This window comes from Streptomyces sp. NPDC102462, from assembly GCF_044765425.1.
Taxonomy (GTDB): Bacteria; Actinomycetota; Actinomycetes; order Streptomycetales; family Streptomycetaceae; genus Streptomyces.
Map to the genome: position 1 here is coordinate 47,485 of NZ_JBIWKB010000003.1, position 24,948 is coordinate 72,432.

Below are 24,948 nucleotides of genomic sequence, written 5' to 3' on the forward strand. Positions count from 1 at the left end.
GCGCGAGCGGAGCGAGCACGCGACGGCGGACCGCAGGGCGGCTCCCGGCGCGCTCCCGACCGGAGGGTGGGCAGTGTGGCTCGACACGACCGGCTGTACCCGGAGCAGCCGACGGGCGAGGTGCGCATGAGTCTGTCACTGCGCTTCGCCGCCGGATCGCACAAGGGCATGATCCGGGAGGGCAACGAGGACTCCGGTTACGCCGGTCCCCGGCTGCTCGCCATCGCCGACGGCATGGGCGGCCAGGCGGCCGGCGAGGTCGCCTCCTCCGAGGTGATCTCCACGCTGGTCACGCTCGACGACGACGTGCCCGGCTCGGACATCCTCACCTCCCTCGGCGCCGCCGTGCAGCGCGCCAACGACCAGCTGCGCGCCCTGGTCGACGAGGACCCGCAGCTGGAGGGCATGGGCACCACGCTCACCGCCCTGCTGTGGACCGGCCAGCGCCTCGGCCTCGTACACGTCGGCGACTCCCGCGCCTATCTGCTGCGGGACGGGGTCCTCACCCAGATCACCCAGGACCACACCTGGGTGCAGCGGCTCGTCGACGAGGGCCGGATCACCGAGGAAGAGGCGACCACCCACCCGCAGCGCTCGCTGCTCATGCGCGCGCTCGGCAGCGGCGACCACGTCGAACCTGACCTGTCCATCCGCGAGGTCCGGGCCGGCGACCGCTATCTGATCTGCTCCGACGGCCTGTCCGGCGTCGTCTCCCCCCAGACGATGGAGGAGACCCTCGCCAGCTACCAGGGCCCGCAGGAGACCGTGCAGGAACTGATCCAGCTCGCGCTCCGCGGCGGCGGCCCCGACAACATCACCGTCATCGTCGCCGACGTACTCGACCTGGACACCGGGGACACCCTGGCCGGCCAGCTGTCCGACACCCCCGTGGTGGTCGGCGCGGTCGCCGAGAACCAGCACCACCTGCACGACAACGGCATCATGCAGACCCCGGCCGGCCGCGCCTCGCACCTCGGCCGCCAGGTGCCGGGCCAGGGCGGCGGCGAGTTCGGCCCGCCCGGCAGCGGCGACACCACCGGCTACATCCCGGCCGGCAGCTTCGGCGACTACGGCGACGACGACTTCGTCAAGCCGCACAAGGGCCGCAGATGGCTCAAGCGCTCCCTGTACGGCGGTCTCGCCCTGGCCGTCATCGGCGGCGGCCTGTACGGCGGTTACCGCTGGACGCAGACCCAGTACTACGTCGGCGTCAAGGGCGAGCACGTCGCGCTGTACCAGGGCATCAGCCAGGACCTGGCCTGGGTGTCGCTGTCCAAGGTGGAGCAGGACCACCCCGAGATCGAACTCAAGTACCTGCCGCCCTACCAGCAGAAGCAGGTCAAGGCCACGATCGCCGAGGGCGGCCTGACGGACGCCCGGTCGAAGGTCCAGGAACTCGCCGTGCAGGCATCCGCCTGCAAGAAGGAGGCGCAGCGGCAGGCCGCCGACAGCGAGAGCAACGCCAAGACGGGCCAGGGCGAGGCCGGGGGCACCACGGGAACCACGCGTGCCTCCCTCACGTCCAAGGCCTCGCAGACACCCTCCCCGTCGGCTTCTTCAGGTACGTCAGCGTCTCCGTCGAAGCCCCCGTCCACGACCCCGTCCGCGACCCCCAGCCCCGGCCCCACCCTCTCGGAGGATGAGCAGAAGGTCGTCTCGCTGTGCGGTAAGCAGTAGGCAAGCCGTGAGAGGCCCCGTCACACGATGAGCAGTACTTCCCACACGTCGACGCACCACACGTCCACGATCGGCTCCATCGGCGCGCCGAGCCGACGCAACACCGAGCTGGCGCTGCTGGTGTTCGCCGTCGCCATCCCGGTGTTCGCCTACGCCAACGTGGGCCTGGCCATCAACGACCAGGTGCCGCCGGGCCTGCTCAGCTACGGCTGCGGGCTCGGCCTGCTCGCCGGCGTCGGCCACCTCGCCGTACGGAAGTTCGCGCCGTACGCCGACCCGCTGCTGCTGCCCCTGGCCACGCTCCTCAACGGCCTCGGCCTCGTCGTCATCTGGCGGCTCGACCAGTCGAAACTGCTCCAGTCGCTGCCCAACTACGTGACGGCCGCGCCCCGCCAGCTGCTGTACACCGCGATGGGCATCGCACTGTTCATCGTCGTGCTGATCTTCCTCAAGGACCACCGCGTCCTGCAGCGCTACACCTACATCTCGATGTTCTGCGCGCTGGTCCTGCTGCTGCTGCCGCTGGTGCCCGGCCTCGGGGCCGACATCTACGGCGCCAAGATCTGGATCAGGGTCCCCGGCCTCGGCTCCCTCCAGCCGGGCGAGTTCGCGAAGATCGTCCTCGCCGTCTTCTTCGCCGGCTATCTGATGGTGAAGCGCGACGCCCTGGCCCTCGCCAGCCGCCGCTTCATGGGCCTGTACCTGCCGCGCGGCCGCGACCTCGGACCCATCCTGGTCGTCTGGGGGATCTCCATCCTCATCCTGGTCTTCGAGACCGACCTCGGCACCTCGCTGCTGTTCTTCGGAATGTTCGTCATCATGCTGTACGTCGCCACCGAGCGGACCAGCTGGATCGTCTTCGGTCTGCTGATGTCCGCGGCCGGCGCCGTCGGCGTGGCGAGCTTCGAGCCGCACGTCCAGCAGCGCGTCCAGGCCTGGCTCAACCCGCTGGGGGAGTACAAGCTCAGCCAACAGGGCGTCTACGGCCACTCCGAGCAGTCCATGCAGGCGCTGTGGGCCTTCGGTTCCGGCGGCACCCTCGGCAGCGGCCTCGGCCAGGGCCACTCCGACCTCATCCGGTTCGCCGCCAACTCCGACTTCATCCTCGCCACCTTCGGCGAGGAGCTGGGCCTGGCCGGCGTCATGGCGATCCTGCTGCTGTACGGCCTGATCGTGGAGCGTGGCGTACGCACCGCCCTCGCCGCGCGCGACCCCTTCGGCAAGCTGCTCGCCGTCGGCCTCTCCGGCGCCTTCGCCCTCCAGGTCTTCGTCGTCGCCGGCGGCGTCATGGGCCTGATCCCGCTGACCGGTATGACCATGCCGTTCCTGGCGTACGGCGGGTCCTCCGTGATCGCCAACTGGGCCCTCATCGGCATCCTGATCCGGATCAGCGACACCGCGCGCCGCCCGGCCCCGACCCCCGCCAGCAACCCCGACGCCGAGATGACCCAGGTGGTCCGCCCGTGAACAAGCCCCTGCGCCGGATCGCGATCTTCTGCGGCCTTCTGGTCCTGACGCTGCTCATCCGGGACAACTGGCTCCAGTACGTCCAGGCCGACAGCCTGAAGAACGACACGTTGAACCGCCGCGTCACCATCGCCCGCTACTCCACGCCGCGCGGCGACATCATCGTCGACGGCAACCCCATCACCGGGTCCACCGCGACCAGCACGAGCGGTCTGAACGACCTGAAGTACAAGCGCACCTACAAGGACGGCCCGATGTGGGCGCCGGTCACCGGGTTCGCCTCGCAGGCCTTCGGCGCCAACCAGCTGGAGTCCATCGAGGACGGCATCCTCACCGGCAACGACGACCGGCTCTTCTTCCGCAACACCCTCGACATGATCACGGGGAAGCCGAAGCAGGGCGGCAACGTCGTCACCACGCTCAGCGGGGCCGCGCAGAAGGCCGCGTACGACGGTCTGAAGGCGCAGGGCGGCAAGGGCGCGGTGGCCGCCCTCGATCCGTCCACCGGCAAGATCCTGGCGCTGGCGTCCTACCCGTCGTACGACCCGTCGTCGTTCGCCGGGAACTCCACGGACACCGACACCAAGGCGTGGAACAAGCTGCTGAAGAAGAACAACCCCGACGACCCGATGCTGAACCGGGCGCTGCGCGAGACCTACCCGCCGGGCTCCACCTTCAAGGTGGTCACCGCCGCGGCCGCCCTGGAGAACGGGCTGTACACCTCAGCCGAGGAGAAGACCAAGTCGCCGCTGCCGTGGATCATGCCGGGTACGACCACGCCGCTGAAGAACGAGGGCAACCTCCCCTGCAAGGACGCCACCATGCGCGAGGCGCTCCGGGTGTCCTGCAACACCGTCTTCGGCAAGATCGGTTCCGATCTCGGCAACGACAAGATGCTGGAGGAGGCGAAGAAGTTCGGCTTCGACGCCGAGCACTTCACGCCGGTCCGCTCCAGCGCCTCCGTGTTCTCCGACAACATGGACCAGTCGCAGACCGCGCAGTCCTCGATCGGCCAGTTCAACACCGCGGCCACCCCGCTGCAGATGGCCATGGTCGCCTCGGCGGTCGCCAACGACGGCAAGCTGATGAAGCCGTACATGGTCGACAAGCTCCAGTCGTCGAACCTGGACACCATCGAGCAGACCGACCCTGAGCAGCTGAGCCAGCCGCTGTCCTCGAAGAACGCGCAGATCCTGCAGTCGATGATGGAGACGGTCGTCAAGGACGGCACCGGCAAGAACGCGCAGATCGGCGGCGGGATCACCGTGGGCGGCAAGACCGGTACCGCCCAGCACGGCGTGGGCAACAGCGAGAACCCCTACGCCTGGTTCATCTCGTACGCCAAGCTCAGCGACGGCAGCTCGCCGGTCGCCGTGGCCGTGGTCATCGAGGACGAGAACGCCAACCGCGACGACATCTCCGGCGGCGGCCTCGCGGCGCCGATCGCGAAGAGCGTGATGGAGGCGGTCATCAACGCCAAGCAGTGACCCCGCTCACGTCCCCTTCACATCGGTGCACGTTGCGATACCGGTCCTGTATCGGGTCACGGGCTTGGCCAGGTCACACAGAGCGAGCCGGGTACGGTAGGCCCGGACGGCAGCCTCCGGCCGCACACACCGTGCCGGCCGGGACCGACGGAGAGGGCTGGTAGGTAGCTATGGAAGAGCCGCGTCGCCTCGGCGGCCGGTACGAGCTGGGCCAGGTGCTCGGCCGTGGTGGCATGGCGGAGGTCTACCTCGCGCATGACACCCGCCTCGGCCGCACCGTGGCGGTGAAGACGCTGCGCGCGGACCTCGCGCGCGATCCGTCCTTCCAGGCCCGGTTCCGCCGGGAGGCCCAGTCCGCCGCCTCGCTCAACCATCCCGCGATCGTCGCGGTCTACGACACGGGCGAGGACTACATCGACGGGGTCTCGATCCCGTACATCGTCATGGAGTACGTCGACGGCTCCACGCTCCGTGAGCTGCTGCACTCCGGCCGCAAGCTGCTGCCCGAGCGTGCCATGGAGATGACCATCGGCATCCTCCAGGGACTGGAGTACGCGCACCGCAACGGCATCGTCCACCGCGACATCAAGCCCGCCAACGTGATGCTGACCCGCAACGGTCAGGTCAAGGTCATGGACTTCGGCATCGCCCGTGCGATGGGGGACGCCGGCATGACGATGACGCAGACCGCGGCGGTCATCGGCACCGCGCAGTACCTGTCGCCGGAGCAGGCGAAGGGCGAGCAGGTGGACGCCCGGTCCGACCTGTATTCGACGGGCTGCCTGCTCTACGAACTGCTGACGGTGCGGCCGCCCTTCGTCGGGGACTCCCCGGTGGCCGTGGCCTACCAGCACGTGCGGGAGGAGCCCCAGCCGCCGAGCGTCTTCGACCCCGAGATCACGCCCGAGATGGACGCGATCGTGCTGAAGGCGCTGGTCAAGGACCCGAACTACCGCTACCAGTCCGCGGACGAGATGCGTGCCGACATCGAGGCGTGCCTCGACGGCCAGCCGGTCGCGGCGACCGCGGCGATGGGCGCGGTCGGCTACGGCGGCTACCCGGACGACCAGCCGACCACGGCACTGCGCGCGGACGCCGGGGCGGGCGCCACGACGATGCTGCCGCCGATGAACCCGGACGACGGCGGCTACGGCTACGACGACCGTCCCGACCGGCGCCGGCAGCAGAAGAAGAACAACACCTCGACGATCCTCCTCGTGATCGCGGGCATCCTGGTCCTGATCGGCGCGATCCTGATCGGGATGTGGGCGTTCAGCGGGAAGAACGCGGGTGACGGCAAGGTCTCCACGCCGAACTTCATCGGAAACAGCCAGCAGACCGCGCAGAAGATGGCGGAGAACGTCGGTCTGACGGTGACCACGTCCAAGAAGCCCTGCGAGGACCAGCCCAAGGGCAACGTCTGCTCCCAGAACCCGGACCCCGGCACGGACGTCGACAAGGGCACCTCGGTCAGCCTGGTCGTCTCGACGGGCGCGCCGAAGGTCGCGGTGCCCAACGTCATCAACAAGGACGTCGACACGGCCACGCAGCAGCTCGAAGACAAGGGCTTCAAGGTCAAGACGACGGAGACGGAGTCCCAGCAGACCGAGGGAACGGTCCTCAGCCAGAACCCCGACCCCGGTACGGAACTGGAGAAGGCCTCCACGGTGACCCTTGAGGTCGCCAAGGAAGTGGCGAAGTCGACCGTGCCCGATGTCGTCGGCAGGACCTGCGACGAGGCGAAGGCCCAGATGACGGCCGGCAACCTGGTGGGCAACTGCGTCGAGACGCCCGTGACGGACGCCTCCCAGGACGGCAAGGTCATCTCGACCGACCCGCAGGCCAACCAGCAGGTCGACAAGAACTCGCAGGTGACGATCACCGTCGGCAAGCTGCAAAAGCAGAAGACGGCGGTACCGGACGTCCGCGGGCGGACGGTGGCCGAGGCTCGGCAGCTGCTGAACGCGCAGGGCTTCACCAACATCCAGTTCGCCGGGGGCAGCGACCAGAGCGACAACGCGCGGGTCGTCGCACAGGACCCCAAGGAGAACCAACAGGTCGACGACCCCGCGGGCACGCAGATCACGCTGACCACCCTGGGCGCCGGCGGCAACAACGGCGGTGGCAACGGCGGCTTCTTCGGCGGCCGCAACGGCTGACCCACCCCGACAACGAGTGGGCCCCTACCGGAAACCCCGGCAGGGGCCCACTCGTTCGTGAGGCAACCGACGGCTCAGCGCGGCACATCCGGCAGAGCGCTCAGCGGAGTTCCTTCGGTGGCGTGCGCTTGCTGTCGACCTTGTCCACGCGGACCAGTTCGCCCCAGACCACGTAGCGGTAGCGGCTTGTGTAGACGGGGGTGCAGGTCGTCAGGGTGATGTAGTGGCCCGGCTTCTTCTTGCCGGATTCCTCGGGGATCTTGTCGAGGACCTCGACGTTGTACTTCGACGTCTCCGGGAGGACGGCGTAGGTCTTGTAGACGTACCACCGGTCCTTCGTCTCGAAGACGATCGGGTCGCCCTTCTTCATCTTGTCGATGTTGTGGAACTTGGCGCCGTGGCCGTCGCGGTGGGCGGCGAGGGTGAAGTTGCCCTCCTTGCCGGACATGGGGAGCGTGGCCTTGACGGGATCGGTGTAGTAGCCGGCCACACCGTCGTTGAGTACCTTCTCCGAGGTGCCCTTCTCGACCAGCACCTCGCCGTTCTTCATCGCGGGCACGTGCAGGAAGCCGATGCCGTCCTTGGTGTCCAGCGCCCCGGGCCCGGTGTCCTCGGCCCAGTGGTCGCGGACCTTGTCGGACTGCCGGTGGGCCTCGCGGTCGGCGACGACGTTCGTCCACCACAGGGAGTAGACGACGAACAGGGCGAGCACCAGGCCCGCCGTGATGAGGAGTTCACCGAGGACGCTGATCGCGCCGGCGATCAGGCCCGACGTCCGTCGCTGCGGTCCCGGCGCCGAGCCGGGAACGGACGTCTGCCCTTCGATGTCGTCTGCGGTCGCTGACACTGTTTCATCTGCCCTTACTGGACGAGTGCATCCGGCTTGCCCTTGCTGCGCGGCCGTTCCTCGACCATCTTGCCCCAGACGATCAACCGGTACTTGCTGGTGAACTCCGGTGTGCAGGTGGTCAGCGTGATGTAGCGCCCCGGCTCGGTGAACCCCGAGTCCTTCGGGACCGGGTCGAGTACGCCCGTGTTCGACGGCGGCGTCACCGGCAGGATCGACGCGACCTTGTACACGAAGTACTCCTCCTGCGTCTCGACCACGACCGCGTCGCCGGACTTCAGCTTGTTGATGTACCGGAACGGTTCCCCGTGCGTGTTGCGGTGGCCCGCGAGCCCGAAGTTGCCCGTCCTGGCGGACGGCATCGCGGTCTTCAGCGGCTCCTGGCCGTAGTGCCCGACCATGCCCTTGTCGAGGACCTTCTTGTTGCTGACGCCCTCGGCGATCGGCACGACCACGTCCAGCTCGGGGATGTGCAGGATGGCGAAGCCCTGCCCCGGCTCGAACTCGCCGGGTGCGCGCTTTCCGTTCGCCCAGTCCTGTTGCAGATCGCTGGCCTCCTTGCCGGCCTGCGCATGCGCCCGCACGTTCGTCCACCACAGCTGGTAGGTGACGAACAGCAGCATCAGCACCCCGGTGGTGATGAACACCTCGCCTATCGCCCGGCTCGCGACGACCGCAGGGCTGGGCCTGCGCAGCCGCGCCTGCCGCCGTGCCTCGACCCGGGACAGCGGCGCCCCGGGCTCGCTCCCCTCGGTCGCCGGCTCGGTCACCCTGCCGCCACCGCCATGACGCCCGCCACGCCGCTTGGCTGCCTTTCTGCGGGCCGCACGGCCGCCCGGCGCGGGTCCAGGTGGGGACGAGGCAAAAGAGGCGCCAGAGGCCGATCCAGCGGCGGCCGTGGAGGCGTCGGCGGCCGGCGGCGGATCCGGGATCCGCAGAGCGACCGTCTCCTCGTCGATGGGGGGCAGGTAGGCCGTCTCGTCCCCTCCCGGGCCTGGCCGGTCCCCGAGCGCGCCGGAAGCCCCGTACGACTGGTCCTCGTACGAGGCGCCGGACTCGCGTTCCGGGCGCAGCGCGGTCACGCCGTGGCCCTGCCCACCACCGGGGCGAGCCCCGCCGACCTCGCCACCGCCGCCTGGTCCCCGCACTCCACCAGCCAGTTGGCCAGCATCCGGTGACCGTGCTCGGTCAGCACCGACTCGGGGTGGAACTGAACGCCCTCGACGGGCAGTTCCCGATGGCGCAGGCCCATGATGATGCCGTCGTGCGTGCGGGCCGTGACCTCCAGCTCCGGCGGGACGGTGGCCGGTTCGGCGGCCAGGGAGTGGTAGCGGGTCGCCGTGAAGGGCGAGGGCAGCCCGGCGAAGACGCCCTTGCCCTCGTGCTCGACCGGGGAGGTCTTGCCGTGCAGCAACTCGGGGGCGCGGTCCACGACGCCGCCGTACGCCACCTGCATCGACTGCATGCCGAGACAGACGCCGAAGACCGGGACGCCGGTGGCGGCGCAGTGGCGCACCATCTCGACGCAGACCCCGGCCTCTTCGGGGGTGCCGGGACCCGGTGACAGCAGGACGCCGTCGAACCTGTCCTGGGCGTGCGCCGTCGACACCTCGTCGTTGCGCAGCACCTCGCACTCGGCGCCCAGCTGGTACAGGTACTGGACGAGGTTGAAGACGAAGCTGTCGTAGTTGTCGACGACGAGAATCCGCGCACTCACTGGTTGTCCACCGTCACATCGTTGAAGGGCAGCAGCGGTTCGGCCCAGGGAAAGACGTACTGGAACAGGATGTAGACCACGGCCAGGACCAGCACGAGGGAGACCAGCGCCTTCACCCACGTGTTGCCCGGCAGATGCCGCCAGATCCAGCCGTACATGCCGTCCCTTCCGTAGCGCCACGGCACCTACTCACGCCGTACGGCACCAGACTAACGGCGCAGTGCCTTCGGTTTGCCTGCCTCCACAGGCTGGGTGGAATCAAGGTGCGCCCAGACGATCAGCCGGTGACTGTGGCCCCATTCCGGTTCGCAGGTGGTCAGCGTCAGATAGCGGCCCGGACGCGTGTACCCGGACATACGTGGCACAGGATCGATCACCTCAACGTCCGTCGGGACGGTTTTGTAGGGCCCTTTGTCGATCCGATACGTGAACCAGGTGGTTCCGTCCGTGAGCACCACCGCGTCGCCGGGCCGCAGCGCGGGGAAGTCCTTGAACGGATCACCGTAGGTGCGCCGATGACCCGCGACCGAGAAATTGCCCCGCTGGCCCAGCCGGGCGGTGCGCGCGTAGTGGCCCAGCCCCTTCTTCAGCAGGTCGGTGCCGGTGCCCTCCAGCACCGGCTTGTTCCACGTGAAACCGAACCGCGGGATGTACATGATCGCGAAGGCCCTGCCGGGCCGGTACGGCGTGGGCGTGGCGGGGCCGCCGGCGGCGCCGGGGCCGGCCGGCTCGCGCACGCTCCCCCGCGACCACTGCTGCTGAAGCCGCTCGACCTGGTCGCTCATGAGACCGTCGGCCTTGACACCGGTCCAGAACAGCACATAGGCGACGAACAGGACGATCAGGGCGCCGATGGTGATGCACAGCTCGCTGACGGTCCTCACGATCACGCGCACCGGCAGCTCCTGTACGGACGCCCACACGTATCAGTCGACGGGTTTCGCGTAGTGCAGGTCCACTGTGCCCGAGTAACCCGGCAGCGTCACCGTGCCGTCGTCGGTGACTTTCCAGCCGAGGCCGTAGACGTTCACGTACACCATGTAGTTCTGGATGGCCGGCGCATCCGCGAGCGCCTTCTGCAGCTTCTCCGGGTCGCCGACCGCGGTGATCGTGTACGGCGGCGAGTAGACGCGGCCCTGGAGGATCAGCGTGTTGCCCACGCAGCGCACGGCGCTGGTGGAGATCAGCCGCTGGTCCATCACCTTGATGCCCTCGGCCCCGCCCTGCCACAGGGCGTTCACCACGGCTTGCAGGTCCTGCTGGTGGATGACCAGGTAGTCGGGCTGCGGCTCGGGGTAGCCGGGGAGCTTCGCGGTGGCGTTGGGCGGGGCGTCGTTGAGCGTCACCGTGACCGCCTTGCCGGTGAGCTTGTGGGTGCCCGTGCTCTTCTCCAGCCCGGACAGCTTCTCGTCCTGCGCCTTGCTGCTGCCGTCGTCGCGCTCGGCCAGCGCCTCGACCTCGTCGCGCGCGCCCGCGTTGGCCTCGTCCAGCTCCTTGTTCTTGCGGCTGCGCTCCTGGATCAGGTCGGACAGCTTCAGCAAGGAGGCGTCGGTGCGGATGTCGGTGCCCTTGGCCGTGTCGAAGCTGGTGAAGAAGATGAGCCCGGCGAGGGCGAAGACGCCCACCGTGAGGATCCGCACCGGCCGGAAAGAAGCGTTGCGAACCGGCGGGGAACCCGTTGATCCCGTCCCGGGGGAGTCGGCAGAATTGCTCAACGTACCCTTATCTCCTTCGGCGCCGCGGAAGCACTACGCTAACGGACGCCCGGGGGAGCGCTCAGTGTCCCCTTGTACGCTGCCCTGAGCCCGATCCAGTTCCCTGCGCGGCCACGCAGCGCATCGACAGGAGAGACCCTCGTGCCGAAGTCACGTATCCGCAAGAAGGCCGACTACACGCCGCCGCCGGCGAAGCAGGCGGCCGCCATCAAGCTGAACAGCCGCGCCTGGGTCGCACCCGTGATGCTGGCCATGTTCCTGATCGGCCTGGCCTGGATCGTCGTCTTCTACGTGACCGACGGCTCACTGCCCGTCGATTCCCTGGACAACTGGAACATCGTGGTCGGTTTCGGCTTTATCGCCGCCGGGTTCGGTGTCTCCACCCAGTGGAAGTAGCAGCCGCTCTCCGGTGAACACGGCTCTACCCAGAGCTATCCGCTGAGTTATCCACAGGCCTGGGGTCGTTTCCACATCTCCCTGGGGAAAAGACGACGATCTGTGGATAACTCATCGAGTGTTGACGCCGGTGTGACTGGCCTACCGGTCGCCGCAAACCTGTTCACCCCCTGTCCGACCTGGGAAAACACACCCGAGCGACAGGGGGAACAGTTGTTCCCACACACTGTGCACAAGATCCGGCACACGCTGTGGACAACGGTTCGGTATCGACCGGGCGGAACGGTCCCGATCAGGTCAGCTGGGCCGTTCTGATCACCGTCAGGACCACGACCACCACCAGGACCAGGGCGCAGGTGCCGTACTGGATCAGCGCCCGGTTCTTCCGGGGGGCGTGGATCATGGCGTAACCGGTGACGACGCCGGCGACCAGGCCGCCGATGTGCGCCTGCCAGGCGATGTTGAAGCCCGGGCTGAAGGTGAAGATCAGGTTGATCACCAGCAGGGCGATGACCGGGCGCATGTCGTAGTTGAGCCGGCGCAGCAGCACGGCCGTGGCGCCGAACAGCCCGAAGATCGCTCCGGAGGCGCCCACCACGGCCTTGTTGGGCGCGGTGAGGAGATAGCTGAGCGCGCTGCCGGCCAGTCCGGAGACGAAGTAGAGCGCCAGATAGCGGGCACGGCCGAGGGCCGCCTCCAGGGGGCCGCCGATCCACCACAGGCTGAGCATGTTGAACAGGATGTGGATGACGCTGCCGTGCAGGAACATCGAGGTCAGCAGGCGGTAGTACTGGCCTTCCGCGACGCCCTCGACCGGGCCGAAGAGCTGGTAGGAGGCGTGGCCGATCAGCTCGAACTGGTTGGTGAACCGACTGCCGACGGCCTGCTGGACCAGGAAGGCGGCCAGGTTGATGCCGATCAGGACCTTGGTGACCAGCCGGGGATCGGCCGTCATGGTGCCGCCCGCGAGGGTGCGGGGCTGGGCGGCCGCCGGGGGGTGCCCGGTGCCGGAACCGCCGCGCACACAGTCGGGGCACTGGAAGCCCACGGACGCGCTGACCATGCACTCCGGGCAGATCGGGCGCTCACAGCGGGTGCAGCGGATGCCGGTCTCGCGGTCCGGGTGCCGGTAGCACACGGGCACGCTCCGGGCGTCCTGCGCGCGCCCTGTGGCCTGGTCCATGAGGTCCCCTCGGTCGATCCTGGGCACTACACCGCCCCGCCCATCCTTACGGACGAGCGGGGCGTTTGGTTCCCTGCGGGAGGAACCGCCAGGGGCGGTCTCAGCCCTCGCGCTTCTCGATGACGACCGACTCCAGCACGACGTCGTTGACCGGCCGGTCGTTCGGCCGGCTCGTCGGGACACCGGCGATGGCGTCCACGACCTTCTGGCTGGCCGGGTCGGTGACCTCGCCGAAGATGGTGTGCTTGCGGTTCAGCCAGGTGGTCGGGCCGACCGTGATGAAGAACTGCGAGCCGTTGGTGTTCGGGCCGGCGTTGGCCATGGCCAGCAGGTACGGCTTGTTGAAGGACAGGTCCGGGTGGAACTCGTCCTCGAACTCGTAACCGGGGCCGCCGATGCCGGTGCCCAGCGGGTCGCCGCCCTGGATCATGAAGCCGCTGATGACCCGGTGGAAGATCGTGCCGTCGTAGAGCTTGTCCTGGCTCGTGGCGCCGGTCTCCGGGTGCTTCCACGCCCGCTCGCCCTGTGCGAGTTCGACGAAGTTCTTGACCGTCTTGGGCGTGTGGTTCGGAAAGAGCCGGACCTCGATGTCGCCGTGGTTGGTCTTCAGGGTGGCGTAAAGCTGCTCGGCCACGATCTGCCTTCCGTTGTCTGCTTGTGACTCCCTCGATCCTCGCACGGCACGGCCCCCGCGTCGCCCGACGGCCCTGGGCGGGTCCCGCATCTGCACGGAATCGCTTGCGAAAAACCCGGCCGTCTCCCCTCGGGCCGGAAGCGTTCGACAGCGATCCATGGCATTGTCGACGGAAAGCTCCCATTGACCGGAATGCGCGATTCGCCCGCTCTTGTCCGTTGATCGGGTGGATCGGCACCCGTATGCCCGCCCCGCATGCCACACGACGCGCGGGCAGGCATGATCCTGAAAAGGGTGGAAAGTCGAAATACCGTACGCCACCGAGGAGGAGGATCCCGTGACCCGCATCGACAGCGTGCGCGCCGCGACCGGCTCGGCGAAGGACAGCGTGCTGCACGCCGCGGAAGTGGTGGCGCCCTACGCCGACACGGCCAAGGAGCGTGCCGCGTACTACGCACAAGAGGCACGCGTACGGCTCGCGCCCGTGATGTCGCAGGCCGCCGAACAGGCCCGCGTCCAGTACGACGCCCGGCTTGTTCCGCGCCTGGAACTGGCGCGTTCCCATGTACCACCGAGGGTGGACCAGGCCGCGCACGACGCGGCCGTCCGTACCCGACGGGCGGCCCGACAGGCCGCCGCATACTCGCGGCCGAAGATCGAGCATGCCGTCGCCGTGGCGGGACCGGTCCGTGAAGAGGCCGCCGCACGGAGCGCCGCCGCGCTGGCCGCGCTGCGCGGCCAGGTCTCGCCCCAGGAGATCCAGCAGCTGATCCGCAGGCATGAGCGCCGGGCGAAGGCGGGCCGGGTGGCGAAGGCACTGGCCGTGGTCGGCGTCCTGGCCGGTGGCGCCTTCGCCGTCTGGAAGTGGTGGGACAAGCAGGCCAACCCCGACTGGCTGGTGGAGCCGCCCGCCGCGACCGACGCCCCGGAGCCGGACCGGCTGAGTTCGGTGGACGGCAGCCCCGATGCCTCGGTCCTGGACCCCGAAGTACAGGCCAAGGAGGCCGAGGGGCGCGCCACCAGGGACGACGAGCAGCCCTGACGTCCGGCATCAAGCCGTTCGGCCGCCATGGGCGGGAGACCTCCGTGGGTCTCCCGCCCATGCCCGTGTTTCACGTGAAACATCCGAATGGCGGCGGTCAGGCACGCCGACGGGATTCCTCCAGATAGTGCAGTACGGCGGCCACCCGCCGGTCGACCCGGTCGGTGGGGGCGAGATCGAGCTTCGCGAAGATGCTGCGGATGTGCTTGTGGACGGCGCCCTCGGTGACGACGAGCCGCTCGGCGATGGCGCCGTTGCCCAGCCCTTCGGCCATCAGGGCCAGCACCTCCCGCTCGCGGGGGCTCAGCCGCTCCAGCCGGGTGTCCTGACGGGAGCGGGTGAAGAGCTGGGCGACGACCTCGGGGTCGATGGCGGTGCCGCCGCCGGCCACCCGTCCGAGCGCGTCCAGGAACTCCTCGACCCGTCCGACCCGCTCCTTCAGCAGATAGCCGAGGCCGCCCACCCCGCCGCTGAGCAATTCGGTGGCGAAGGACTGCTCGACATAGGCGGACAGCACGAGGACGGCCAGGTCGGGCCGTCTGCGGCGGGCCTCGACGGCCGCCCGGATGCCCTCGTCGGTGTGCGTGGGCGGCATCCGTACGTCGAGGATGGCGACGTCGGGCTTGTGCTGGTCGATGGCGTCGAGCACACCGTCGGGGGTGTCCGCGGTGGCCACCACGTCCAGGGATTCCGCGCGCAGCAGGAGGGCCAGTCCCTCGCGCAGCAGCGGGTCATCCTCGGCTATCACGATCCGCATGTCACGATCCGCCCGTCACGATCCACAGGTCACTGTCCGTCCGGCCCGGCCCGCTGCGTTCCGCCCCCGCCTCACGAGCCACCGCCCCGAGCCTGCGGTCCCTCCGGCACGGCCCGCGCGTCGTCCATGGGCAGGACCGGCGGTCAGGCGCCGGCGGGCAGGTCCACTTCGAGGACGGTGGGTCCGCCCGGCGGGCTGGCCACGGTGAGCGTACCGTCATGGGCGGCGACCCGGCGCCGGATGCCGCTGAGTCCGGAGCCGCCGTCCTCGTCCGCGCCGCCCCGGCCGTCGTCCTCGATCCGCAGGGCCAGCCGTCCGCCCCGGCCGCGCACCGTCACCGCCGCCGACGTGGCTCCGCTGTGCTTGGCGATGTTGGTCAGTGCCTCGGCCACGACGAAGTAGGCGGTGGCCTCCACGGACGCGGCGCAGCGCTGCGGCGCCTCGACATCGATGTGGCAGGGCACGGCGCAGTTCGCGGCGAGACCGGACAGTGCACCGGCGAGACCGCGGTCGGCGAGCACGGGCGGCAGGATGCTCCGGGAGACCGTGCGCAGTTCCGCCAGCGCCTGCTCGGCGGCGGACTGTGCGCGTTCCAGAAGCTCCTCGGCGCCGGACGGGTCGCGGGCGACCATCCGGCGGGCGGCCCCGAGCAGCACGGTCACGGTGACGATCCGGTTCTGGGTGCCGTCGTGCAACGAGCGCTCGATGCGGCGCAGTTCGGTGGCGTGGGCGTCGAGCGCGGCGGCGCGCGTCGCGGTCAGTTCGGCGACGCGCAGGGAGAGGTCGGTGTCCGGACCGACGGCGAGCAGGCTCCGGCCGGGCCGGGCCTGAAGCCGGGCCATGCCGGGTGTCAGACCCATGATGACGGCGACCCAGGCCACGCCGAGGAGGGCCACGGAGGCGGCCGCCGTCCAGGAGTGCGCGACCCCGAACCCCAGCGACGTACTCGTCACCCCGTCCGGGACCAGACGCCACCACAGCGGGAAGGTGGCGTCCCGCACGGCGGCGAGGGGCAGCAGGATCGCGAGCCAGCCCAGCAGCAGGCCGAGGGTGCCGTGCCGGACGAGCCAGCGCAGCTCACGGCGCGTGGTGGGATCGCCGAGCGCGGCCCGCAGCCCGCCCGGGGGTGCGTCGGGGGCCACGACCTCGGGACCCCAGCGGCCCAGCCGCTCGCGTTCCCGGCCGGCGAGGCGGTGCAGCGCGCGCAGCGCACCGATGGCGAGGAGCAGCCCCACGCCGATCGGGGCGGTGACCGCGCTGAGCACGAGCCACAGCAGCACGCCCAGCGCGCGCACGGCCGTGCCGAACCCGCCGACGAGCTGTTGGAGCGCGCCGAGCGCGGCCCGGACGGTCCGTGCGGCGTCGTCTCTCAGCCCCGTCCCGGCGGTGTCGCCGCCTGGAGCCGTGTCACCGCGTGGGCCGCCCGGGGTCATGTCACCGCGTGGGCCGCCCGGAGTCGTGTCACCGCGGGCACCGCCCGGGGGCGTGTCACCGCCCGTCATGGCATTCGCTGTGGTGGTGCGGTCCGTTCCCATCCCTGCCTCCCCGCTCGCCGCCGACCCTACGACGCCGCCGGGACGGACAGCGGGTCCGCGGGCGGAAAGTACAGCCTGCTGTACCCGCGATCGGGCGGCTCACGGGATCGGCCCGGGGTGCCTTCGCTCCGTAGCGTCCCGGAGTGACGGAAACCGACGAGCCAGTCCACCCGGAGGAGCCCCGCATGCCGGACAACGACCCCTACCGCCTCACCCGGGCCCCGGCCCGCGAGGGCGGCCCGCGCTCCGTGTCGCCCCAGGCCGGCCGGACCGTGCTGTGGCTGCTGCTGGTGCTGAGCGCCGCCGCCAACACGGTGACCTCGATGGCCGGTTTCACCGTCGTGAGCCTGGCCTGCGGCCTGGTCACCGTGGCCTGCGTGATCGGCCTCGTCGTGCTGCGGCTGCGAGGTCGGCGATGACCACCGCCGCCGGTCCGGCCGCCCGCGCCGCACTGGGCGCCCCCGCCATCGCGCTGGAGCACGTGACGAAGACGTACGACGGTGGCGTCCGCGCCCTCGACGATGTCTCGCTCACCGTCGGCCACGGCACCTTCCTCGCCGTGATGGGGCCGTCCGGATCCGGCAAGAGCACCCTCATGCACTGCGCCGCCGGGCTCGACACCCCGACCACGGGCAGCGTCCGCATCGACGGCCGCGAGACGGCCGGTCTGAACGAGACCCGCCGCACCGAACTGCGCCGGGACCGCGTGGGCTTCGTCTTCCAGGCCTACAACCTGATCCCGTCGCTGAGCATCGAGGACAACATCACGCTGCCGCTGCGGCTGGCCGGCCGGCGCCCCGACCGTGACTGGCTGCGGATCCTGGTCGAGCGGGTCGGGCTGACCGACCGGCTCCACCACCGCCCGGCGGAGCTGTCCGGCGGCCAGCAGCAGCGGGCCGCCGTGGTGCGGGCGCTCGCGGCCCGGCCCGCCGTCGTCTTCGCCGACGAACCGACCGGGGCGCTGGACCTGCGCAGCGCCCACCAGGTGCTGGACCTGCTGCGCGAACTGGTCGACGAGCTGGGCCAGACGGTCGTGATGGTCACCCACGACCCGGCCGCCGCGGCCCGCGCGCACCGGGCGCTGGTGATGGCCGACGGCCGGGTCGTGGACGCCCTTGACGCCCCCACCGCACCCGAACTCGCCGACCGCCTCGTCACATTGGGAGAGCAGTAGCCATGCTGCACCTCGCGGTCCGTATGGCCGCCCACCGGATCGCCGCTCTGCTGGCCGTGGCGTGTGCCGTGCTGGGTGGCGGGGCGCTGGTCACCGCCACCGGCGTGCTGGCCGAGACCGGTCTGCGCTCGCACCTGCCCCCGGGCCGGCTCGCCGGCGCGGACCTGGTGGTCGGCGCCGACCAGGAGTTCCACCCGCAGGGCGACCTGCCGATCGCCCTGCCGGAGCGGGCCAGGGTCCCCTCGGCGCTCGTGGACCGGCTGGCCGGGCTGCCGGGCGTCACGAAGACGGTCGGTGACATCGCCTTCCCCGTCTCGCTCGTCGACGCCCACGGCGGGGTCCTGCCCGCGGCGGACCCCGGACCCGCCGGGCACGGCTGGTCCTCGACCGGGCTGCTCGCGCACGCGCGGGTCGAGGGCCGGGCGCCGACCGGCTCCGCCGAGGTCGCCGTCTCCGCCGGACTCGCCACGGCGGCCGGGGTCGGCGTCGGTGACCGGGTGCGGGTCCTCGCGGGCGACCGGCCCGCCGCCGCCTACCGGGTCTCGGCGGTGGTGACCGCGCCGGGCGCCGGGGTCTACGTCGCCGACACCACGGCCGTACGCCTGGCGGGCCGCACGGGAAGCGTGGACCTGGTCGGGCTGACCACCGAGCCGGGCGCGCGCGACCGGGTCGCCGACGCCGTGCGCGAGCGGGTCGCGGGCAGCGGGCTGAAGGTCCGCACCGGGGCGGACGTGGGCGCTGCCGTGTCGCCGGGCGCGGACGCCTCACGCTCACTGCTGATCCTGCTCGCCGGCTCACTCTCCGGAATCGTGCTCCTGGTCACCGGGTTCGTCACCGCGGGCGCACTGGGCGTGTGCATCGCCGGGCAGCGCCGCGACCTGGCGCTGATGCGGGCGGTGGGAGCCACCCCGAAGCAGATCCGCCGGCTGGCCGCCGCCCAGTCGACGGTGGTCGCCGCGGTGGCCCTGGCGCCCGGAGTGGGCCTCGGCTATCTGCTGGCCGGGCGGTTCCGGGACCTGCTGACGGACCGCGGCGTGCTGGCCGCGGACCTCCCGCTCGCCGTCGGCCCGCTGCCCGCCCTCGCCACGGTGCTGCTGATGCTCGCGGTGGTCCGGCTCTCCGCCCGGGCGGCGGCCTGGCGGACCTCGCGGATGGCGGCCACGGAGGCGGTCGCCGAGTCGCGCAGCGAGCCGCGCCGGCCCTCGCGGGCGCGGACCCACACCGGTCTGCTGCTGATCGCCGCCGCGTGCGTGATGTCGGCGCTGCCGCTGCTGTCGCGGACCGTGCTCGGCGCCAGCGCGACCTCCCTCGCGGGCATCGTCTCGGCGATCGGCCTGGCGCTCGCCGGTCCTGCCCTGGTCGCCCGCGCCGGGTCGGCGGCGGTGCGGCTGCTGCGGCCGGGCACCGCCGCGCCGACCTGGCTGGCGCTGGCCAACATCCGGGCCTACGCCCAGCGGGTCGCCGGCGTGGTCAGCCCGCTCGCCATGGCGGTCGTGTTCGTGCTGACGTACACCCTGACGCAGACCACCGTGCTCGCCGCCACCGACGCCGACACCCGCGACGGCACCCTCGGCCAGTACCGGCTGAGCGCGCCGGGCCAGGGCCCGGTGGCGGACGGAACACTCGACGCCGTACGCCGGCTGCCGGGGGTGCGGGCGGCGGCACCGGTCGGCTCGACCACGGCGGTGTGGCAGTTCCAGCAGTTCGGCGAACCGACGGCGGAAGCCGAGTCGGCACTGGTCCTGGCCCCGGACGCGGCCGGCGTGCTGGATCTCGACGTGACCGAGGGCGACCTGTCCGCGCTCACCGGGCGGACCGTCGCCGTCAGCTCCGAGGCGGCCCGCTCCCGCGGGGCCGGGCGCGGCGAGCGGGTGCGGCTGGTGCTCGGTGACGGCACGCCGGTCGACGCCCGGGTCGTCGCCGTGTACAAGCGCGGGCTCGGCTTCGGCTCGGTGGTCCTCTCCCGGGACCTGGCCGCCGGGCACACCACGACGGGGCCGCAGCAGAGCATCCTGGTGCGCACCGACGGCACGGCCGAGGCCGACCGCACGCTCACGGCGTTCGCCGCGTCCCGGCCCGGGCTGATGCTCACGGGGAGCGGCACGGCGGGCGGCGGCGAGGACACCCCGCCCGAGGTGTGGATCAACCTGGCGACCATCATCGTCCTGCTCGGCTATCTGCTGCTCAGCATCGCCAACAAGCTCGTCGCCGCCACCGCGCAGCGGCGCACCGAGATCGCCGCGCTGCGCCTGGTCGGTACGACGCCCCGGCAGATCCGGGCGATGATGCGCCGTGAGGCCGCGGTGATCGCCGCGGCGGCGCTCGCCGCCGGTGTGCTGCTCTCGGTGGTTCCGCTCGCCCTGCTGGGCCAGGGTTTCCTCGGCCGCCCCTGGCCGGCGGGCCCCCTGTGGCTGCTGCCCGCAGCCGCGGTCACGGTCACGGCGACGGCCTTCATCACCGTAGAACTCCCCACCCGCCGCACCCTCCACCACGCCCCCGCCGAAACACTACGCACGGCTTGACGCCGCGCCGGGGGCGGCGTGCCGGGGGTACGGGTCGGCTGCCGCGGGGTTCCGGGGCGGCAGCCGCAGGGGTGATCAGTACGGCAGCCGCAGGGGGTCGGTGCGGCTGCCGCGGGATGGTTGGGGTGGTTGCCGCGGGATGGTTGGGGTGGCTGGTGCGGGGGAGTTGGTGCGGGAGTTGGTGCAGCTGGTGCACGGGAGTCGGTGTGGCTGCCGCACGGGCAGGGGCACGAAGGCACGGGGGAGCAGGGGCGCCGCAGCCGCACGGCAGAAGCTCGGAGGCCAGGGGCGCCGGGGCCGGGGGCGCCGCGGGGGGCAGGCGCGGGGAGGAAGGCGCCGACGCGCACGACGCACGGCACCCCGCGGGTGGACGGGGGCACGGGTTCGGGTCGACAGCGGCGGGGGCGGCGGGATGGGGGCCGAAGAAGCAGGGGGCGCGGTGCGGCAGTTGGGGCGGGCCGAGACGGGGACGAACGGCGCCGACGCATCCGACGCACGGCACCCCGTCAGGTGGGCAGGAGCACGGGCGGCAGCGGCCGGAGCAGCGGCGCCGAGGGCTGCAAAGGCAGCAGGCACGGGGCAGAGGGGCCAGGGCACGAAGGCGCGGGGACGCGGGACGGCAGAGACCGGAGCCGCGAAGGCACAGGGACACGGGACAGCAGGAACCGGGGGGCGAAACCGCAGGCACGCGGAGCAGCAGAGACCGGAGCCGCGAAGCCGCAGGCACGCGGGACAGCAGAGACCGGAGCCCGAAGGCGCAGGGGCCGAGGAGGCGCGGGGCGACGCGGTCAGGTGTCTCGTTCGGTGGGGAGGTATGGGGCCGGCTCGCCGTCCAGGCCCGCCACGCGCCGCGGGGCCACCTCCCCGTCGGGGCCCACCTCGCGTCGCGGGGGCGCCTCGCCGTCGGGGCCCACCTCGCGTCGCGGGGCCACCTCGCCGTCGGGGCCCTCGTCGTCGGAGGCTTCCTCGTCGGTCGGGGGTGGTGAGGTGGGGCTGCTGGTGGCCGAGGGGAGTTCGTCCGGGAGGTCGACCGACTGCTCCACCGTCGTCCCCGACTCGCCGGACGGGCCGCCCGCGGCGCCGGGGCGGACCACCACCAGGATCAGCGCGGTCACCGCGACGGCACCGAGCACGCGGCCCAACCGGCGGGCCCTGGCCCGTCCGTCCAGCTCGTGCCAGGCCGGACCGGGACGCGGCTCGTCCCGCTGCCACAGCTCACCGACCGCCGACGCCGACGCGGACTCCCGGAACGGTGCCGGTGCCGGTGCCGACAGGGTCATCCGCTCCCGCGCGGACGGCTCCTTGGGCGCGCCGGAGACATGGATCGCGCCCTCGCTGTCCCGGAGGAACTTGTCCCACACCTCGTCCGGAACGGACGGCAGGCCGGCGGAATCCTCGGACGACCCCTCGCCGCCCGGCTGCTCAGTGGTCACGTATCGGCTCCGATGTGCGGGTACCTCTCCAACGCCGTCGATGCGCGGCAGCGGTTAGCATACTTGCATGAGAGCGCAAGTAGCGTCCTGGGACGAGGAGCGGGCCGAACGGTCGGTGGCCGTGCTCAAGGCAGTCGCCGACCCGTCCCGCTACCGGCTGCTGTGGGCGCTGAGCGAGCGGGAACTGCCGGTCGGCCGTCTCGCCGAGCTGATCGGGGCTCAGGTCGCGGCCACCTCCCAGCACCTGGCGAAGCTGCGCACGCTGGGCCTGGTGGCCTCCCGGCGCGAGGGCACGCGCATCTACTACCGGGCCGCGGGGCCACGGGTGCGGGCGCTCCTGGAGAGCGCCGTCCTGGCGGCCGGCGAGGCCGCCCTCGCGGACACCGCCGCGTACCCGGAGCCCGCCCAGCGGCGGGAGCCTGCCCTCCGGAAGTCCCGCGCCACGGCCCGAGCCCACCGCCCCGCCACAGAACACTGACCCCCGCAGATAACCCCGCCACCAAACACTGACCGCCACGGGCACAGCCCCGGCACGGAACGCGGCCCTCGTCGGCCCGCGACCGGGTCACCGGTAGCGCAGCAGCAGCATGGCGGCGTCGTCCTGAAGGGGACCGCTGACATGCTGCAACAGGTCCTGCCGCAGGGTCTCCAGGGCCGCCTCGGCATCCCGCTCCTTGAGCAGATGGGCCCGGTCAGGCAGCGGATAGAAGCGCCCGTCGACATCCCGTGCCTCGGTCACCCCGTCGGTGTAGAGCAGCAGTTGGTCCCCCGGCAGGAAGTCCGCGTGGAAGGGCTCCGGCGGCTCCGCACCGTGCGCGCCGAGGCCCAGCGGCAGCGCGTACGCGGGCGGCTCAGGAAGATCCACCGTGCCCTCGACGCGGATCAGCATGGGAGCCGGGTGCCCGAAGTTCAGGAACGTGACCCGCTCGTCGCTCACCTCGGCCAGGATCGCGGTGACGAACTTCTCACCGTCCAACTGCCGGTCGACGGCCCGCTCCAGCCGTCGTCCCACCCGCACCAGGTCCGCCTCGTCCGGCGCGGCCTCACGGAACGCGCCCAGGACCACGGCGGCGGTCTCCACCGCCTCCAGCCCCTTGCCCTGCACGTCCCCCACGATCACCCGGACCCCGCCGGGGAAGGCGACCACCTCGTACAGGTCGCCGCCGATACGGGCCTCGGCGACCGCGGACATGTACGAGACCGCCACCCGCAGATGCCCGGCCAGCCGCGGCACCGGCTTGAGCAGTACCCGCTGGGCCGCCTCCGCGATCGACCGGAAGCTGTCCAACTGCGCCTCGCGCCGCTCCCGCATGGACACGGCGACCAGCCCGGCCACCGTGACCCCGATGACGGAGGCGATGGCCATATAGCCGCGCCGGGCGTCGATCAGGTCGTTGTACCAGCCCAGGCCGGCGGAGAGGAGCAGGGCTATCACGCCGATGCAGGCGGTGCGCCGCCAGCCGCCCACGAGCGGCGCGAAGGCGGGCCCCACCGAGATCAGCGGCAGGAAACCCAGTGACGGGCCGGTGGCGAGGTCGGCGACGGCGACCGCCGCCATCGTGGCGAACGGCAGCACGGCCAGCACCGTCAGACGGCGGCTCTGCGCGGGCTCGTCCTTCTCCGGCACCGGGCGCTCCCTCCCCCTCCACGCTTGACGCCGAGCAGGATCATCGTGACAGACCTGTGCATCCGCCTCCAGGGTGCAGAAGTCAATTCAGGATCGGGCCGCACCGTCCGTCGTGCACGGAGCCGGAAGGTCCGGGAGCTTCCGCTGACGCAGCCGGGGCCGATGGGGAGGCAGGGGGTGGGGGTGCGCTTGTGGGGGACATCGCAGGGGGCGCATCGGTGTCCGCCGGGGGCGCGGAGGCTGCGGATGGATTCGACTCGGGGGCAGACGGGGGCGTAGGGGAGCCATCGGAGGTGCGCGAGCGGTCCGAGGCGCGCGAGCCATCGAAGGCGCGCAAGCCGCCGGGAGCGCACAAGCCGTCGGAGATGCGCGAGCCGTCGGAGGCGTGCGAGCCCTCGGAGGCGCGCGAGCCCTCCGAGATCCGCGAGCCCTCCGAGATCCGCGAGCCGTCCGGGGTGCGTGACCGCGCCTCGCCACCGCCGACACACGCGGCCGGGTCCGCGAACGCGCCCCCGCCCCCCTCCGCGCTCACCCCGACAGCCCCGCCGGACGCCTCCGCCTCCACCCCGGCAGCCGCGCCGGGGGACGCGACGGGCCGGTGCCCAGCAGCCACATCACCCCCGCCGACCCCGGCTCCAACGACGCCGGCGTCAACGGCCCCGCCCCCAGCGATCGCATCCGGCACGACGGGCCCGCGTCGGCCCGACCGGCGCCGGAGGGGGAAGCGGGGGACGAGCCAGTGGGGTCGGTGGCCGTGCAGAAGGCCGAGGACGATCGCCGCGGCGACCGCGATCAGGTGCTCGCGGCCCGCCAGGTTGGGTACGGCGATCGACTCCCACACCATCGACCCGCCGGTCAGCGTGAACACCACCGGGGCGCGCCGGACGACCGAGAGGTAGGTGAACAGGCCCACCACCGCGGCGGACGGCCCGGTGTCGAGCACCTGCCCGGCCTCGGGCGGCAGCCCCAGCCCCCACCAGCCCGGCCCGAGCGCGATCATCACCCGTACCGTCAGGGTGCCGGCCAGCGTCGTCGCGTACGCCACCGCCAGGGTGCGGGCCCGCCCCAGCGCCAGTTCGGCCAGTGCGAACGCGAGGAACAGCTGGGTGATGCCCGCCCAGACCGGCAGGTCCAGGGCCGGTACGTACAGGGACACCGGCGTACGCAGCAGGGCCAGCCACAGCGGCAGGTCGGCGGTGACGCCACCCAGCCGCCACACCACCAGCGCCCCTGTCGGCCGCTGCGCGAGGTCATGGAAGAAGATCACACCGAACGCGGCCAGGAACGCCAGCGAGAGCGCGAACGGCCCGCGCCGCCGAAGCTGCCGCAGCGGTTCGACGACGATGCCCTGCCACTCGCCGCGCAGCGTACGGCCCGTGAACGCCGCCGCGCGCAGCAGCAGGCCCTGCGGTCGCCGGTGCCCGTCCTCGCTCACGAAGGCCCGCGGTCCGTCATGATCGGTTCGCCCCCACCCGTAATGACCCCCCGTCACCCATTCCAGACGCCATCGTATAGATCGTCCGAGCCGTGCGGCCGGTTCGGGCCCCAGGCGGCCCCGGAGTGATCCGCCGGATGC

At 71.6% G+C, this 24,948-nt stretch carries 22 protein-coding genes and 1 pseudogene; 10 read left to right on the forward strand and 13 right to left on the reverse strand.

All coding sequences use genetic code 11. From position 1 onward, the window contains the following. The first annotated feature begins 126 nt into the window (after positions 1-126). The 4 genes from ACIRFL_RS03885 (at position 127) to pknB (ending at position 6,790) form a co-directional block, all read left to right on the forward strand. A complete protein-coding gene (locus ACIRFL_RS03885) occupies positions 127-1,677 on the forward strand; it encodes a Stp1/IreP family PP2C-type Ser/Thr phosphatase (RefSeq protein WP_404023899.1) in 1,551 nt (516 codons plus the stop codon). 27 nt (positions 1,678-1,704) lie between these two features. Then, complete coding sequence (locus tag ACIRFL_RS03890) at positions 1,705-3,144, forward strand: FtsW/RodA/SpoVE family cell cycle protein (RefSeq protein ID WP_404023635.1); 1,440 nt, start codon at positions 1,705-1,707, stop codon at positions 3,142-3,144. Further along, complete coding sequence (locus ACIRFL_RS03895) at positions 3,141-4,631, forward strand: peptidoglycan D,D-transpeptidase FtsI family protein (protein WP_404023636.1); 1,491 nt, start codon at positions 3,141-3,143, stop codon at positions 4,629-4,631. Before ACIRFL_RS03890 ends, ACIRFL_RS03895 begins: the two co-directional genes overlap by 4 nt. 170 nt (positions 4,632-4,801) lie before the next feature. Further along, on the forward strand, positions 4,802-6,790 hold the full coding sequence (gene pknB, locus ACIRFL_RS03900) for a Stk1 family PASTA domain-containing Ser/Thr kinase (RefSeq protein WP_404023638.1): 1,989 nt from the start codon (positions 4,802-4,804) through the stop codon (positions 6,788-6,790). A gap of 100 nt (positions 6,791-6,890) precedes the next feature. On the opposite strand, the gene ACIRFL_RS03905 is transcribed toward pknB, so the two are convergent. Genes ACIRFL_RS03905 through ACIRFL_RS03930 form a run of 6 tightly spaced genes read right to left on the reverse strand, consistent with a single transcriptional unit; the run spans position 6,891 to position 11,069 of the window. Beyond that, positions 6,891-7,637 carry a class E sortase gene (locus ACIRFL_RS03905; protein WP_404023640.1) on the reverse strand — a complete coding sequence of 249 codons (747 nt, stop codon included), beginning with the start codon at positions 7,635-7,637 and terminating at the stop codon, positions 6,891-6,893. Between the two features lie 14 nt (positions 7,638-7,651). Beyond that, on the reverse strand, positions 7,652-8,719 hold the full coding sequence (locus ACIRFL_RS03910; protein WP_404023641.1) for a class E sortase: 1,068 nt from the start codon (positions 8,717-8,719) through the stop codon (positions 7,652-7,654). Next, on the reverse strand, positions 8,716-9,354 hold the full coding sequence (locus tag ACIRFL_RS03915) for an aminodeoxychorismate/anthranilate synthase component II (RefSeq protein ID WP_404023642.1): 639 nt from the start codon (positions 9,352-9,354) through the stop codon (positions 8,716-8,718). The genes ACIRFL_RS03910 and ACIRFL_RS03915 overlap by 4 nt, the downstream gene beginning before the upstream one ends. Continuing rightward, entirely contained in the window at positions 9,351-9,512 is a 162-nt protein-coding gene (locus ACIRFL_RS03920) for a hypothetical protein (RefSeq protein ID WP_351731025.1), read from the reverse strand. Before ACIRFL_RS03920 ends, ACIRFL_RS03915 begins: the two co-directional genes overlap by 4 nt. Before the next feature lie 51 nt (positions 9,513-9,563). Next, complete coding sequence (locus tag ACIRFL_RS03925) at positions 9,564-10,250, reverse strand: class E sortase (protein ID WP_404023643.1); 687 nt, start codon at positions 10,248-10,250, stop codon at positions 9,564-9,566. A 30-nt stretch (positions 10,251-10,280) separates the two neighbouring features. Continuing rightward, positions 10,281-11,069 carry a DUF881 domain-containing protein gene (locus ACIRFL_RS03930; protein ID WP_404023644.1) on the reverse strand — a complete coding sequence of 263 codons (789 nt, stop codon included), beginning with the start codon at positions 11,067-11,069 and terminating at the stop codon, positions 10,281-10,283. 141 nt (positions 11,070-11,210) lie between these two features. Here ACIRFL_RS03930 and crgA point away from each other — a divergent pair, with 141 nt between their 5' ends. Beyond that, the gene (gene crgA / locus ACIRFL_RS03935) at positions 11,211-11,465 is read left to right on the forward strand and encodes a cell division protein CrgA (protein WP_388705349.1); all 255 of its coding nucleotides are present in this window, start codon (positions 11,211-11,213) and stop codon (positions 11,463-11,465) included. Between the two features lie 292 nt (positions 11,466-11,757). Here crgA and ACIRFL_RS03940 read toward each other — a convergent pair whose 3' ends face one another. Both ACIRFL_RS03940 and ACIRFL_RS03945 read right to left on the reverse strand, forming a co-directional pair. Next, entirely contained in the window at positions 11,758-12,648 is an 891-nt protein-coding gene (locus ACIRFL_RS03940) for a rhomboid family intramembrane serine protease (RefSeq protein WP_404023646.1), read from the reverse strand. 100 nt (positions 12,649-12,748) lie between these two features. Continuing rightward, positions 12,749-13,282, reverse strand: coding sequence for a peptidylprolyl isomerase (locus ACIRFL_RS03945; protein WP_404023647.1), 534 nt, complete (start codon positions 13,280-13,282; stop codon positions 12,749-12,751). A gap of 337 nt (positions 13,283-13,619) precedes the next feature. On the opposite strand from ACIRFL_RS03945, the gene ACIRFL_RS03950 reads away from it, so the two are divergent. After that, positions 13,620-14,324 carry a DUF5324 family protein gene (locus ACIRFL_RS03950; RefSeq protein ID WP_404023648.1) on the forward strand — a complete coding sequence of 235 codons (705 nt, stop codon included), beginning with the start codon at positions 13,620-13,622 and terminating at the stop codon, positions 14,322-14,324. Between the two features lie 97 nt (positions 14,325-14,421). Here ACIRFL_RS03950 and ACIRFL_RS03955 read toward each other — a convergent pair whose 3' ends face one another. Both ACIRFL_RS03955 and ACIRFL_RS03960 read right to left on the reverse strand, forming a co-directional pair. After that, positions 14,422-15,081 (reverse strand): response regulator transcription factor, encoded by a 660-nt coding sequence (locus ACIRFL_RS03955; protein WP_404023649.1) that lies wholly within the window; start codon positions 15,079-15,081, stop codon positions 14,422-14,424. Positions 15,082-15,224: 143 nt separating this feature from the next. Next, positions 15,225-16,514, reverse strand: coding sequence for a sensor histidine kinase (locus tag ACIRFL_RS03960; RefSeq protein ID WP_404023902.1), 1,290 nt, complete (start codon positions 16,512-16,514; stop codon positions 15,225-15,227). A 287-nt stretch (positions 16,515-16,801) separates the two neighbouring features. On the opposite strand from ACIRFL_RS03960, the gene ACIRFL_RS03965 reads away from it, so the two are divergent. From ACIRFL_RS03965 to ACIRFL_RS03975, 3 genes are read left to right on the forward strand one after another with little or no spacing between them, the layout of a single operon-like run. After that, on the forward strand, positions 16,802-17,035 hold the full coding sequence (locus ACIRFL_RS03965; RefSeq protein ID WP_404023650.1) for a hypothetical protein: 234 nt from the start codon (positions 16,802-16,804) through the stop codon (positions 17,033-17,035). Further along, a complete protein-coding gene (locus ACIRFL_RS03970) occupies positions 17,032-17,790 on the forward strand; it encodes an ABC transporter ATP-binding protein (RefSeq protein WP_404023652.1) in 759 nt (252 codons plus the stop codon). The genes ACIRFL_RS03965 and ACIRFL_RS03970 overlap by 4 nt, the downstream gene beginning before the upstream one ends. A 2-nt stretch (positions 17,791-17,792) precedes the next feature. Beyond that, on the forward strand, positions 17,793-20,312 hold the full coding sequence (locus ACIRFL_RS03975) for an FtsX-like permease family protein (protein ID WP_404023653.1): 2,520 nt from the start codon (positions 17,793-17,795) through the stop codon (positions 20,310-20,312). Between the two features lie 788 nt (positions 20,313-21,100). On the opposite strand, the gene ACIRFL_RS03980 is transcribed toward ACIRFL_RS03975, so the two are convergent. Next, positions 21,101-21,745 carry a hypothetical protein gene (locus tag ACIRFL_RS03980; protein WP_404023654.1) on the reverse strand — a complete coding sequence of 215 codons (645 nt, stop codon included), beginning with the start codon at positions 21,743-21,745 and terminating at the stop codon, positions 21,101-21,103. A gap of 67 nt (positions 21,746-21,812) precedes the next feature. Between ACIRFL_RS03980 and ACIRFL_RS03985 the strand changes: the two genes are divergently transcribed. After that, positions 21,813-22,223 carry an ArsR/SmtB family transcription factor gene (locus tag ACIRFL_RS03985; RefSeq protein WP_404023656.1) on the forward strand — a complete coding sequence of 137 codons (411 nt, stop codon included), beginning with the start codon at positions 21,813-21,815 and terminating at the stop codon, positions 22,221-22,223. An 87-nt stretch (positions 22,224-22,310) separates the two neighbouring features. On the opposite strand, the gene ACIRFL_RS03990 is transcribed toward ACIRFL_RS03985, so the two are convergent. Together ACIRFL_RS03990 and ACIRFL_RS03995 are read right to left on the reverse strand one after the other, a co-directional pair. After that, positions 22,311-23,372: a PP2C family protein-serine/threonine phosphatase gene (locus ACIRFL_RS03990; RefSeq protein ID WP_404023658.1), complete on the reverse strand. Its 1,062-nt coding sequence runs from the start codon at positions 23,370-23,372 to the stop codon at positions 22,311-22,313. Between the two features lie 679 nt (positions 23,373-24,051). After that, a pseudogene (locus ACIRFL_RS03995) lies at positions 24,052-24,807 on the reverse strand (hypothetical protein); the annotation flags it as partial. Positions 24,808-24,948: the final 141 nt, after the last annotated feature.

Coding starts and splice junctions, on each gene's coding strand:
- ACIRFL_RS03885 (WP_404023899.1), top strand. CDS start 127: ATGAGTCTGTCACTGCGCTTCGCCGCCGGATCGCACAAGGGCATGATC.
- ACIRFL_RS03890 (WP_404023635.1), top strand. CDS start 1,705: ATGAGCAGTACTTCCCACACGTCGACGCACCACACGTCCACGATCGGC.
- pknB (WP_404023638.1), top strand. CDS start 4,802: ATGGAAGAGCCGCGTCGCCTCGGCGGCCGGTACGAGCTGGGCCAGGTG.
- ACIRFL_RS03920 (WP_351731025.1), bottom strand. CDS start 9,512: ATGTACGGCTGGATCTGGCGGCATCTGCCGGGCAACACGTGGGTGAAG.
- ACIRFL_RS03940 (WP_404023646.1), bottom strand. CDS start 12,648: ATGGACCAGGCCACAGGGCGCGCGCAGGACGCCCGGAGCGTGCCCGTG.
- ACIRFL_RS03955 (WP_404023649.1), bottom strand. CDS start 15,081: ATGCGGATCGTGATAGCCGAGGATGACCCGCTGCTGCGCGAGGGACTG.
- ACIRFL_RS03960 (WP_404023902.1), bottom strand. CDS start 16,514: ATGACCCCGGGCGGCCCACGCGGTGACACGGCTCCAGGCGGCGACACC.
- ACIRFL_RS03965 (WP_404023650.1), top strand. CDS start 16,802: ATGCCGGACAACGACCCCTACCGCCTCACCCGGGCCCCGGCCCGCGAG.
- ACIRFL_RS03970 (WP_404023652.1), top strand. CDS start 17,032: ATGACCACCGCCGCCGGTCCGGCCGCCCGCGCCGCACTGGGCGCCCCC.
- ACIRFL_RS03975 (WP_404023653.1), top strand. CDS start 17,793: ATGCTGCACCTCGCGGTCCGTATGGCCGCCCACCGGATCGCCGCTCTG.
- ACIRFL_RS03985 (WP_404023656.1), top strand. CDS start 21,813: ATGAGAGCGCAAGTAGCGTCCTGGGACGAGGAGCGGGCCGAACGGTCG.